At 61.0% G+C, this 11,945-nt stretch carries 9 protein-coding genes, 1 pseudogene and 1 riboswitch; of the genes and pseudogenes, 9 read left to right on the top strand and 1 reads right to left on the bottom strand.

The window, feature by feature from the left end:
- The 9 genes and pseudogenes from AAG793_RS16015 to AAG793_RS15975 all read left to right on the top strand — a co-directional run.
- Window positions 1-1,095 (top strand): annotated as a pseudogene (locus tag AAG793_RS16015) (hypothetical protein); the annotation flags it as partial.
- 785 nt (window positions 1,096-1,880) lie between these two features.
- Window positions 1,881-2,138 carry a hypothetical protein gene (locus AAG793_RS16010; RefSeq protein WP_341909980.1) on the top strand — a complete coding sequence of 86 codons (258 nt, stop codon included), beginning with the start codon at window positions 1,881-1,883 and terminating at the stop codon, window positions 2,136-2,138.
- A gap of 476 nt (window positions 2,139-2,614) precedes the next feature.
- A riboswitch (cobalamin riboswitch) is annotated at window positions 2,615-2,843 on the top strand.
- 195 nt (window positions 2,844-3,038) lie between these two features.
- The gene (gene cobW, locus AAG793_RS16005; RefSeq protein WP_341909977.1) at window positions 3,039-4,085 is read left to right on the top strand and encodes a cobalamin biosynthesis protein CobW; all 1,047 of its coding nucleotides are present in this window, start codon (window positions 3,039-3,041) and stop codon (window positions 4,083-4,085) included.
- Window positions 4,086-4,107: 22 nt separating this feature from the next.
- A complete protein-coding gene (cobN, locus tag AAG793_RS16000) occupies window positions 4,108-7,950 on the top strand; it encodes a cobaltochelatase subunit CobN (RefSeq protein WP_341909975.1) in 3,843 nt (1,280 codons plus the stop codon).
- A gap of 2 nt (window positions 7,951-7,952) precedes the next feature.
- Window positions 7,953-9,020: an ATP-binding protein gene (locus AAG793_RS15995; RefSeq protein ID WP_341909973.1), complete on the top strand. Its 1,068-nt coding sequence runs from the start codon at window positions 7,953-7,955 to the stop codon at window positions 9,018-9,020.
- Window positions 9,021-9,079: 59 nt separating this feature from the next.
- The gene (locus tag AAG793_RS15990) at window positions 9,080-9,709 is read left to right on the top strand and encodes a VWA domain-containing protein (protein WP_341909970.1); all 630 of its coding nucleotides are present in this window, start codon (window positions 9,080-9,082) and stop codon (window positions 9,707-9,709) included.
- Entirely contained in the window at window positions 9,706-10,185 is a 480-nt protein-coding gene (locus AAG793_RS15985; RefSeq protein WP_341909969.1) for a DUF1636 domain-containing protein, read from the top strand. Before AAG793_RS15990 ends, AAG793_RS15985 begins: the two co-directional genes overlap by 4 nt.
- A gap of 69 nt (window positions 10,186-10,254) precedes the next feature.
- Window positions 10,255-10,440, top strand: coding sequence for a CbtB domain-containing protein (locus tag AAG793_RS15980; protein WP_341909967.1), 186 nt, complete (start codon window positions 10,255-10,257; stop codon window positions 10,438-10,440).
- A gap of 24 nt (window positions 10,441-10,464) precedes the next feature.
- Window positions 10,465-11,289, top strand: a complete 825-nt coding sequence (locus tag AAG793_RS15975) for a CbtA family protein (RefSeq protein ID WP_341909965.1) — start codon at window positions 10,465-10,467, stop codon at window positions 11,287-11,289.
- Between the two features lie 127 nt (window positions 11,290-11,416).
- Here AAG793_RS15975 and AAG793_RS15970 read toward each other — a convergent pair whose 3' ends face one another.
- The gene (locus AAG793_RS15970) at window positions 11,417-11,563 is read right to left on the bottom strand and encodes a hypothetical protein (RefSeq protein WP_341909963.1); all 147 of its coding nucleotides are present in this window, start codon (window positions 11,561-11,563) and stop codon (window positions 11,417-11,419) included.
- Between the last annotated feature and the right edge of the window lie 382 nt (window positions 11,564-11,945).

Genomic DNA, 11,945 nt, shown 5'->3' with positions numbered 1-11,945 from the left:
TCGTGGATCGCATACTTCGAAATGTGGGGTGAGCGCGAGGCTGCGAGGAAACTGCCAGATTGGCGCCTCGGCGAGAGGACGTCCGACTGCGGCGTGGATCCAAGTTTCCCCAAGCGCCCACCCCAATGGTCGCCGCCGATCCCCGACCTATTTGGTGACTGGGGAGGAGACACCGACGCGTGGGTCGGTGGTGGTTTCATACCGAGCTGGAATTCACTGCTCGTTGTCCCAGAAATCAATGGGCACCCGGGTGAGTGGGTTCTTATTGAAGGCTTCGTCCGCGGCATTGACGCGAGTACCGATCGCGATCTCTTTGCATTTCTGCGGGGCGTGTTCGTCGCGCGCAAAGACGTGCAGGCCCTCCGGTCGAAGTTTCTTGCGATTGAGTACCCGGGTAACCACACTATTCCCAAGGGGGCGACCGAAACTTACCTCTACGCTGGTGAGGCTGGGCGCCGCCTGAACTATGTGCGACGACTATGCCAGCGGGACGGAACGTACCGTCGGCAGACTGTGGAGGCCTTTGACAGCTACGAGCGGGTCAAAACAAAGCGCAAAACACCAGCACAAACCCTCTCGATCAAGTTGGTCTCCAGAGATGCAGTGGAGTCAGAGCGTTCGGTTGTGCGGTTGGTCGAACCAACGTATGAAATGCGGCGTGTGCCGGGCATCCTCATCGAGGTTCCATCCATTCAGTTTGGCTGGGAGTCGTACCACTCGACGCAGAACGAGTTCTCGGGCTTTGACCTTCCCGCGCCGAAATTGATCCAGCGCCTTGGTCTGGAGAGCAAGAATCGCGAGATCGACTTCTACGATGCGGCTGGCAATCCTGGAAGCCTCTATCGCGAGGCGGGCGACGGGTGGAAGGGAAATCGACACAGCCTCCTGTATGTCCGCGCGGATCTTCTTCGCCGTTACCTCACTGAGACGCGCCAAGTCCTCGTCTGGTGCAATTGGGGAGAAAGGGAATGGCTGAACAAGATGGAAGGCAACGATGTGATCCGTACCCCCGCAAGGCAGCGGATATGGGAGGCTCACAGCCACATTCACCGTTCGTTTTCGGAATGGTCAGCCAAGGACTCGACCATCAAGTAATCCTCACCTCGATCCACAAGGCCAACGCCTGGATTGCGCGCGCTCGGCCATGTGTCAGTCCGGTATCGATGTCTTTCATCTGCAGGCATCTCTCGCCTTGTTCGGTCCGTGGGCGGCTTTCGGGCCAGAACTGGGCATTGGTGAGTGACCGGTATCGGCTCCTCGGCGGCGATCCTTTTGCTGGTCGGAACGTTTTTCGCCCATCTGGCTTGTCAAATATATTTAACAAATCGCAAAAATGTTAAATATAATTAACATTATTTTTCACCGAAGTAGAGTCATTACTTGCATTCACAAATGAATACTCTAAAAAGCTTGGCCGAGAGTCTTCGCCGCGGTCGGAAGATCGCTAGCGATGTGGATCTTGCTTCGCGAACCGGTCTGACACGCCAAAGTGTGAGCCGAGCGCTCAGTGGGCACCAAAATTTCACTGTCGTTACATTACTGGCCCTCGCTGACGCAAACGAGCAGGTGGTGATGCTGGTCCCACGCGAAGCTGCGCGCGCACTGCTGGAAGACAACACCTTGCCATACGAAAGTATTCCTACGGTCGCCGATAGAGTAAGGATGCTTTGACTTGGATTAAATTCCAGCGATCTGGGCTGCTGCCGGTTTCATAGACACTTTGTTGAGGTGGTCGATGAACCCGGAGGTGGTTCATGGTGACGAGAGGGAAATTCAGTCGGGAGTTCAAGGCTGAGGCAGTCAAGCTGGTCAAGGCCCGGGGGGGGTCAGTGAAAATCTCAACTGACTGCGAAGATGTCCCCTAGCGAGGAGAGCGCCCGATGAGCATCCGGAAAAATAAGCGACGGATTAGCCAGCTGCGTAATGGCCAGTTCAACCGAAAAGTCTGGCCGTGGTCCGCTGAAGAGCAAGCATGGCTCGACGTAGCACCTGTAGGAAGAGAATTTGGCAGCCCGGACTATGAACGCCTGGAGATACTGGATTTGTATGAGGCAGGTGAGATAAGCGGTGACGATGCGATGGCGAAGCTGGGACTTGGTAGTTTGGATGAATTAAACCGGCAGATAAACCGGCGCTGAGTTCCTACAGAAGCGACCCGACTCGCCAGGTGGCCGCTACTGCTGCACAACGGTCATTAAAAGCCAATCTGAGCGTGTCCGCTCTCGGGCCAGAAGTAGACAGATGCCAATGACCGGTAACTGGCATCCAATTTGACTCCATATACTGCCTCGATCGAGTTCAAATTTCTGTCTGCTCCGATAGCTCCAAATCATCTTCGACCTCCGACGTTCCCCCCCCGTTTTCAGTAGCACTGATCATCCCACGACGACCTTCGGGGGGATCGCATTCCGGGAAGTTGGTATTTGCCAGATTCTTACAAGCAGCACTTAGGATGGTGCCCAAAATTCGCACGTTCGTTTCTGACCAAATCAACCAACTTGAGTACACCGACTGCCGCCTAAGAAGCATTCACTGGCACAAATCCGGCGGGTAGCTCAACAGCGGAAAATCCCGCACCGTCTCGTTAAACAAAAGCCGCAACCAATTGCTAGAATAGTGTTCATCGGGTGCTAGCGACTTGGTTCCCGTGCCACAGTTCAGCGGAAACCAGGAGCGGCAGGCGGTCAACGCCGCACCTAACCTGCGCTGCCCCCGCATCGGTAAGTGGACGAATCTCCCGATTCAAATGTCAACCCAGCTACTGGGCGTTTGAATACGCGCATGTAAAGGCTTGGCAAGTCGCTCCACCAGCCCGGATACCGGCTAACACGGTGGCTACACGTGCGCGCGAAGTCTTGAGGCCCATGCCCAGGCGGGGAAGCCATGGGAGGTTTTTGTGGAAGTTTATTTCATGTAAACCGGCATTGATCAAACACACTTAGCGGTGCTTTGGTGTTCCTTGTCCGCTGCTTTGCCTTCGCTGGTGTACCCGCACAGCGTGGTATCGAAGACTGACTATTTTTAGAAACATAATCTGCATGCAAACCCGAAAAATACCCGCCACTATCGTCACCGGTTTCCTCGGAAGCGGCAAAACAACTTTGTTGCGCAACCTGCTCACCAACGCTCAAGGCCGCCGCATCGCGGTCATCGTCAACGAGTTTGGCGAATTGGGCATCGACGGCGAGCTGCTGCGCGGCTGCGGCATTGGCTGCGACGAAAACGGAGTCGAAAACGGCCAATTGTTCGAGCTGGCCAACGGCTGCCTGTGCTGCACCGTGCAAGAAGAATTTGCCCCGGTAATGGAGCAACTAGCCGCCCGGCGCGACCAGATCGACTATTTGGTGATCGAAACCTCTGGTTTGGCCCTACCCAAGCCGCTAGTGCAGGCCTTCCAGTGGCCCAGGCTGCGCAACGCGTTTACCGTGGATGCGGTGATCACCGTAGTGGATGCGCCCGCCGTGGCCGCAGGCACCTTTGCCGATGACCCGGTGGCCGTGGACGCACTGCGCCGCGCCGACGACAACCTAGACCACGACTCCCCTTTGGCGGAGTTGTTTGAAGACCAGTTGGCCACTGCCGACCTGGTGATCGTGCACAAGGTGGACGGCATGGATGCTGCCGCACTCAAAGCCGTCGAGGCCACCATCCGCGCAGAAGCGCCTGCCGGTGTGAAGCTAGTTCGCGCATCGCACGGCCAAGTTTCCATGGATGTGCTGCTGGGCCTGGAGCGCGCGGTGGAAGACGTGATCGACGCCCGCAAAACCCACCACGACGCCGAAGAAGACCACGACCACGACGCCTTTGATTCGGTGTCGATTGCGCTGAATGTTACCGACCGCGCCAAGCTGCTCACCGCGCTGGCCGCTTTGGTCCAGCGCCATGAGATTTACCGTGTCAAAGGCTTTGTCGCTGTGCCCGGCGCTACGATGCGCCTGGTGGTGCAGGGCGTGGGCCAGCGTTTTGACAGCTATTTCGACCGTGCCTGGCGCGCAGACGAGCCGCGCGTGACCAGCTTGGTGTGTATTGGCGACCATCTGGATGCTGTTCTGCTGCAAGGCGAACTGCAGTCCGCGCTGGTTTAGGAACTCACGTTAAAGGCATTCCATGCATTTGCTCGCTACCCGCCCCGGCGGCCATGTTGAAGACGATGGCCTTGGTGTGGTGCGCGTGGCGCAAACGCCGGGCGACATTGTTGTGCTCACCGTGTCAGACACCACGCTGTCTTTACTGGCCGAGGTCGCCAATGGCTTGCCCGATGACTTTCCCCGTGTGCGCCTCGCCAACCTGATGTGGCTGCGCCAGCCCGCGTCTACCGATCTGTACATGGACGACGTGCTACGTCACGCCAAGGCCATCGTCATCGAACACCTGGGCAGCCCCAGCGAGTGGGCCTATATCGTGGACCAGGTCTGTGAGTCCGCCCGGGCGCGTGGCCAGTGGCTGGTGATGGTGTCGGGCGAGTGTTTTGAAGACGCGCAGTTGCTCATGCGCAGCACCGCTAACAAAGACGACTGCACCCACCTGTGGCGCTGCCTGCGCGAAGGTGGGCGTGACAACGCCTCAAACTTTTTCCAGCTCATCGCCCATGCGGCCTTTGGCCAGGGCGAGCGCCCTTTACCCGCGCAAGTGTTACCCGCCGCCATGCGCTACGCACCCGCTCAGCCATTGGCACCATGGGGCGCTGGCGCGCCTGTGGCTCTGCTGGTGTTTTACAAAGTGCATTTGCAGGCGGGCAATACGGCGGCGTTTGATGCCATGCTGGCCGCCCTGGCAGAGCAGGGCCTCAATACCGTGGCCGTGGCGCTGGACTCGCTCAAGAACCCCGAGAGCATGGCGTTGCTGCAATTGCTGGCCAAAGAGCACAAGGTAGACGTAGTGCTCAACGCTACCAGCTTTGCCGTGGGCGCGATGGGTGGCAACGATGCGGGTACAGAGGTTCTGCCTGTGCTGCTGGCAGGTGATGCACCGGTGTTGCAGCTCATCACCGCGGGCTGCTCACAAGCGCAGTGGCAAGACGACCCGCACGGCCTCACCCCGCGCGACCTGGCTATGCAGATCGTGCTGCCCGAGGTGGATGGCCGTATTAGCACTCGGCCCATTAGCTTCAAGGGCCTGGCCTGGCGCTGCGAGCGCGCCGAGATCGACGTGGTGCGCTACCACAGCGAGCCCGAGCGCATTGCCTATGTGGCTGCTCTCGCACGTCGCTGGTGCAGTTTGCGCTATAAAAAGAATAGCGACAAGCGTGTGGCGCTGGTGCTTGCCAACTATCCCAACAACGACGCGCGACTGGCCAACGGCGTGGGTTTGGATACGCCCGCATCCACCGTTGTCATCCTGCAAGCCCTGCAGGCCGCAGGCTATGCCACCGGCGATGTGCCGAAACACGGCGACGCGCTCATGGCCGACCTAGTGCGTGGCATCACCAATAACCTAAACGCCAACGACGATCGCCCTGCAGGCCAAAGCCTGACGATGGCCGACTACATGCAAGATTTTGCCGCCTTGCCGCTTGAGAGCCAAGCTGCCATAAATGCCCTCTGGGGCTTGCCGGAGCAAGACCCGCTGGTGCGCGCAGGCCGCTTCATGGTGTCGGGCCAGCGCTACGGTAATGTGTTTGTGGGCAACCAGCCCGCGCGCGGGCGCGACCTGGACCTGGTGGCCACCTATCATGACGCCGATCTAGTGCCCACCCACAACTACCTAGCCTTTTACTTCTGGCTGCGCCGCGCCTACGCGGTGGACGCCGTGGTACACGTGGGCAAGCACGGCAACCTGGAGTGGCTGCCCGGCAAAAGCGTGGCGCTGGGGGCAGCCTGCTGGCCCGATGCGATTTTGGGTCCGCTGCCACACCTGTACCCATTCATCGTCAATGACCCCGGCGAGGGCGCGCAGGCCAAGCGCCGCACACAGGCCGTCATCATCGACCATCTGATGCCCGCCATGACACGGGCGGAAACTTACGGGCCCTTGCAGCAGTTGGAGGGCCGCATGGACGAGTACTACGAGGCCCTGTCGTTGGACCCGCGCCGTGCCAAACTGCTGCGCGCCAGCATTTTGGAGCAGGTCCTCGCAGACGGCCTGCACGCCGAGCTGGGTTTTACCAAGCCCACCAACGACGGCGAGCAGCAGGCCTTATTGCAGCGCCTGGATGCCTACCTGTGTGAAATCAAAGAGTCGCAAATTCGCGACGGTCTGCATATTTTCGGCCAGTCTCCCGCCGGTCGCCAGCGGGTGGACACACTGGTGGCCCTGGCCCGCTACCCTGGCGGCGCAGGTGCGGCGCAAGGCAGCCTGACCGTGGCCTTGGCGCACGACTTGGGGTTAAAAGACTTTGATGCCCTGAGCCCCGACTGGGCCACACCATGGAATGGCGAGCGCCCGCAGGTCTTGCAAGCCCTGAGCTTTGAGCCCTGGCGCCACGCGGGCCACACCCGCGAGCGGCTGGAGTTGCTGGCCGTCCGTGTGGTGCAAGACCTGTGCGAAGAGTATGGCGAAGGGCAGGGCAGTGCGGTGTCCGGCGGCCCCAGCGCTGCTCCAGACCTGTGGCCCCACACCGCACAGGTGCTACAGCGCCTGCACACCACACTCGCCCTGCGTCTGGATGCCTGCGGCCCTAATGAGATCTGTCAACTGCTGCGCGGGCTGGATGGGCGCTTTATCCCCCCTGGCCCCAGCGGCGCACCGTCGCGCGGTAGGCCCGATGTACTTCCGACTGGGCGCAACTTTTACTCAGTGGACACGCGCGCCATCCCCACCGGGACCGCCTACGCCATGGGCGCTAAGGGTGCAGCCCGCGTGATGGAGCGGCACTTGCAAGACCATGGTGCGTACCCCACGGCCATGGGCCTGTCGGTCTGGGGCACCAGCACTATGCGCACCGGGGGCGAAGATGTGGCTCAGGCTTTCTCACTCTTGGGCGTGCGGCCCAAGTGGGCGCCGGGCAGCAACCGCGTGGTGGACATCGAAGTCATGCCCATGAGCGTGCTGGGTCGTCCGCGCGTGGACGTGACGCTGCGTGTGTCCGGCTTCTTCCGTGATGCGTTTCCGAATGTGATTGACCTGTTTGACACCGCTGTGCGTGCAGTAGCTGCCATTACGCCTGAGGACGAGCCAGACGATGTCAATCCCATACGCGTACGCGTGCAGCGTGATGCTGCGCAGGCGCAAGCCGCAGGGCAATCGGAAGCACTGGCAGAGCGGGCCTCTACCTGGCGCGTGTTCGGCCCCCGGCCCGGTGGCTACGGTGCGGGCTTGCAGGCATCCATTGCCAGCGGCAACTGGACCGAACGCGCCGAGCTGGCCGAGGCCTATTTGCGTGCCGGGGCATTCGCCTATGGGCAAGACGCACACGGCGTCGCTGCGCCCGAGACATTTGCTCAGCGCATCGCCGCTCTGGACGCGGTACTGCACAACCAGGATAACCGCGAGCACGACATTCTGGATTCTGGCGACTATTACCAGTTCATGGGCGGCATGGCCGCGGCGGTAGAGCACCTCAGCGGCGCGCCCGCCGCGCTCTACCATGGCGACTTCAGCGTGCCCGGGGCACCGCGTATCCGCACGCTGGGTGAAGAAGTGGCCCGCGTGGTGCGCTCCCGTGCCGTCAACCCCAAATGGCTGGACGGCATCAAGCGCCACGGTTACAAGGGTGCGTTTGAAATGGCTGCCACGGTGGACTTTTTGTTCGCGTTTGACGCCACGACCGGCGTGGTGTACGACCATCAATACGCGCTGGTGGCCGATGCCTATTTGCACGACGATGCCACCCGTGCCTTTTTGCAACAGCACAACCCGCTGGCCCTGCGCAGTATTGGCGAGCGACTGCTGGAGGCCATGGACCGTGGCCTGTGGGCCGAACCGGGCGACCAGCGCGAGCGCATTGAAGACCATCTGCTGGCACTGGAGCAGCGACTTGAAACATCTGATGACGCATTAGAAAAGGCCTAGCCATGACGCTTGTGCAAGCCGCCACCCGTGCGGCATTCCCGTTCACCGCATTGGTTGGCCAGCCGCTGCTGCAGCGCGCCTTGCTGCTGGTGGCAATCGACCCTCGCATCGGTGGCGTGCTGGTTAGCGGCCCGCGCGGCACGGCCAAATCCACGGCAGCACGAGCGTTGGCGGCCCTGCTGCCGGATGCGCCGTTTGTGACCCTGCCGCTGGCGGCCAGCCTGGAACAACTGGTGGGTACGTTGAACGTGGAAGCCGTACTGGCTCAGGGCCAACTGCACTTGGCGCCGGGCCTCGTGGCGCGCGCCCACAATGGCGTGCTATACGTGGATGAGGTTAATTTGCTGCCCGATGCGCTGGTAGACGCGCTGCTGGATGTGGCCGCCAGCGGCACCAATACTGTTGAGCGCGACGGCATCTCGCAGCAGCACGCCGCGCGGTTCGCGTTGGTTGGCACTATGAACCCCGAAGAAGGCGAATTGCGTCCCCAATTGCTGGACCGTTTTGGCCTGTCGGTGGCGATGGGTAACCCGCTCGACCCGCAGCAGCGGCTAGATATCTTGCGCGCCCGACTCGCCTTCGACGAAGACCCGCAGGCGTTGACGGCATTGCACGCTGCGCAGCTAGCTCCGTTGGCGGCAACCGTGGTGGCAGCTCGTGCTGCGCTGCCCAGTCTGGCGTGGCCGGATGCCGTGCTGCGACACGCCGCTGCACTAGCATTGGCCGCCGGTGTGGACGGCATGCGTGCCGACCTAGTGATGTTGCGCGCCGCTCGCGCCCTGGCCGCCCTTGAAGGCCGCAATGCCGTGACCCCGCAAGACGTGGACGCTGTGGCTGAACTGGCGCTGGCGCATCGTCGCACGCTGGAGCCATCCGCTAACGACAGAACCAGCGATAAGCCCAACGGCAGAGCTAATAACAACAACAGCGATAACAACGCTGGAGCGCACAAAGATCCGCCACCCGCTTCAACCCCTATCCCACAAGGCGATTGGGGTGCGTTGCCGCCTAATCCGACACCTACCACCCGGGTGCTGTCCACTGGGGCCTGGCCCGCAAAAAAAGCCTGAGCCACCGCATCAGTCAGCCGTCGGTATCGGCTGGCAGTGTGCGGTGGCGTAACCCCTCCATGCAGACACTACCCCCTCTCAAACCCGCCGTGAAAACGGGGGGCAAGAGCCCCACCATTGCCTGGCTGCGCACCCTGCTGACCAAAGGCCCGCGCGCGTTGCAGCGCGAGCACCTGCGCTACCAACCGCAGGCGTTAGCCGCCCCGCGCCTGCATCTGATCGTTATGGACACCTCGGGGTCGATGCGCCAAGGTGGTCGCCTGGCGCTGGCCAAAGGTCATGCTGCCCGCCTGATCGAGCAGGCGGCGCGCGCTGGAGATCATGTGGGCCTGCTGTGTTTTGGGGGTAGCGGTGTGCAGCTGGTGCTGCCGCCCGGTCCGGCGCGGGCCGCCGGTGCCGCACGGGTGCGCCAATGCGGCGGCGGCGGCGGCACACCGCTGCGCCAGGCCTTGGCGGTGGCGAATACCTTGCTGGCGTATGCCCGGCGGTGCAACAGTACGGGCCCAGCCTGGTTGTGGCTGCTGACCGATGGACGCACGCTGGAGCAGCCCGCTGCGCCCAAGGGGGCGGACCACGCGGTGGTGCTGGATTTTGACGACCGGTCGCCTGGATCACGCGCTATTGGCCGCTGTGCCGGCTGGGCCGCACGTTGGGGCGCGGAGTACCGTTTGGCCAGCACAGCCGAGTGAACCTGATTTTTTTAATAACGACGCACCGACACACCATCCGCATGACCGAAGCTGTTGTCCAAACCGATACAGGGCTTGTCCTTGCCACCGAAATCATCATTTGCACGACGTGCCGACCCGCCGCTGCATTGCGCGATCTGCCTGCTGCGGGCGAGGCGCTGCTGGAAGCGGTTCAGGTCGCCACCTTGGACCTGGATGCGGCCCTGCAGGCCCGCGTCCGCGTGCGCGGAATGGCCTGCTTGAGCGGCTGTGAGCGTGCCTGTACTGTGGCGTTTCAGGCACCCGGTAAATACACCTATTTTTTTGGCGATTTGGTTGCCGATGAGGTAACTGCAACCCAGGTACTGGCCTGTGCGCAGTTACACGCGTACAGTACGGCTGGTATGCTCCTGCGCAAAGAGCGGCCCGAGCGCCTGCGTAGCGGTATATTGGCCCGATTGCCCCCGCTTGCTACCATTGAGCCCGCTGGGCCTTGAATAGTTTTTTCTTCAGTGCATCGGTAGTCCCATGGGTGCAACTGATTTGTTTTTTTATAGAAGTCCTTTATGCACTCATCAACCACCACCGAACTGCCCCGCGCTTCCAGCACGGTACACAGTCTCTTGTTGCAACTTGCCGCCGGCGCAGCCTTGGGTCTGGTCGTGCTCTACGGCGTGGCGTTTTCAGAAAGCCCACTGGCCCACAACGCCGCGCATGACGTGCGCCACATCACCGTCAAGCCTTGCCATTGAGCTGATTTTTGTCGCGAATTACCTATGGTTTTTCAACGATTGATTTGGGCGGCTCTGGTGACTGCTGTGGTGGTGGGCAGTGTGCAAACCGGTGTGCAACGTTGGCAAGCCGAACCGCTGATTCTGGCAGCCGAGGCCTATGAGGAGCAAAAAGCCGAGACTCCCGAACCGGTAGCTCCCGCCGCACATGTGCATTCCCATGCGGCTGCCCCGCATGGGAATGCACACGATCTTGCCAACGCTTGGGAGCCTGAAAACGGCTTCGAGCGCATAGGCTGGACTTGGGTGGCCAATAGCCTGCACGCCTTCAGCATAGCGCTGCTTGTGTTTGCGGTGATGGGCGTGTGGCTCTACCGGCGTGGTGCGTCCGTGGGCTCTTTTACTTTGGCTGCTTGGGTGGCTGTAGCGGGTTTTGTCAGCCTTCACCTCTGGCCTTCGCTGGGCCTGCACGCCAAAGTGCCGGGCATGGAAGCCGCCCCATTGCACGCCCGCCAGGTCTGGTGGGTGCTAGCTGTATGCAGTGCTGCGGGCGCTTGCGCTGTGGCCGGGTTTGCGCGTGCCTCCTGGCGCTGGTTGGTCGCGGCGGCCTTGCTGGGGCTGCCCTTTTTAGTGGGTGCACCGCAACTGAAAGGTGATGCACTGGCAGGCTTCGGTCCCGAAGCCCGAGTCGCGCTAGCGCAGCTGGGCGGTCAGTTCATCTGGGCCACCACCTGGGTCGCGTTGTCGTTCTGGGCCAGCATGGGCGTGGTGGGGGGGGTGGTGTTCCAGCGCTGGGTGCGGCCTGGCTTGCTGGCTGTTTTGACGGGTGCCGGTGTGGCCGATGCGGGGACGGTGAACGCTGTTCGGTAAGGGGTGCGCGTGTCGTACTCAAATTGGATTTGAGCGTACCCATATTGGATATTTGAGTAAAAGCGGTCTCCAATCCAAGCTAGACCTGAGCAAGCAGCTATATAAAAAAAGCAGTTTCGCTATCGCCTCAGCACCTACTGCTACCGAGGATGAACTGCAGGCAGCCTGCGTTGCCGACCAGAAGGTTCGCCTTGCGCGCCAGCAACAGGCGGATGTGGCGGTCTTGGATGGGAATACGGTACACGCCGTCGTGGGCGCATTTAGGGATGAGCATTGCATTTTGTAAATGCCGCTACAGCAGGCTCCAAGATGAACCCTGTATTTGACGTATAGGGTGTGCTGGTGTTACTGCACCCGCTTACATGGTTTGGGTAACGCTGGGGCAGCTTGGCGAACACCCTACATCCTTGGCGGAGCACTGGCAAGCTATTGCGGAAGCGCTGAATGAATTACTGACCCGGTCTTGGCGTTCAGCGTGAAGGCTCATAACTTGGACTGAACGAACCCAAATTGTGGGGACACTTTAGGCCCATGTCGGTCGCCCGCGGCTGTTTCGTGAATTCATACAACGACCCAAAGCGCAAGTCGCTAGTTCCGATCTGTCGTTGACATTATGAGGCGGTCACCCATACACCAAACCCTGTCACCACCAACGG

The sequence above is a fragment of the Polaromonas sp. YR568 genome (genome assembly GCF_943372955.1).
Lineage (GTDB): Bacteria > Pseudomonadota > Gammaproteobacteria > Burkholderiales > Burkholderiaceae_C > Polaromonas.
This window is presented reverse-complemented; position numbering and strand designations above follow the sequence as displayed.

Bases quoted from the DNA above. Each gene is read 5' to 3' on its own strand.
- AAG793_RS16010 (WP_341909980.1), top strand. From the start codon at position 1,881: ATGAGCATCCGGAAAAATAAGCGACGGATTAGCCAGCTGCGTAATGGC.
- cobW (WP_341909977.1), top strand. From the start codon at position 3,039: ATGCAAACCCGAAAAATACCCGCCACTATCGTCACCGGTTTCCTCGGA.
- cobN (WP_341909975.1), top strand. From the start codon at position 4,108: ATGCATTTGCTCGCTACCCGCCCCGGCGGCCATGTTGAAGACGATGGC.
- AAG793_RS15995 (WP_341909973.1), top strand. From the start codon at position 7,953: ATGACGCTTGTGCAAGCCGCCACCCGTGCGGCATTCCCGTTCACCGCA.
- AAG793_RS15990 (WP_341909970.1), top strand. From the start codon at position 9,080: ATGCAGACACTACCCCCTCTCAAACCCGCCGTGAAAACGGGGGGCAAG.
- AAG793_RS15980 (WP_341909967.1), top strand. From the start codon at position 10,255: ATGCACTCATCAACCACCACCGAACTGCCCCGCGCTTCCAGCACGGTA.
- AAG793_RS15975 (WP_341909965.1), top strand. From the start codon at position 10,465: ATGGTTTTTCAACGATTGATTTGGGCGGCTCTGGTGACTGCTGTGGTG.
- AAG793_RS15970 (WP_341909963.1), bottom strand. From the start codon at position 11,563: ATGCTCATCCCTAAATGCGCCCACGACGGCGTGTACCGTATTCCCATC.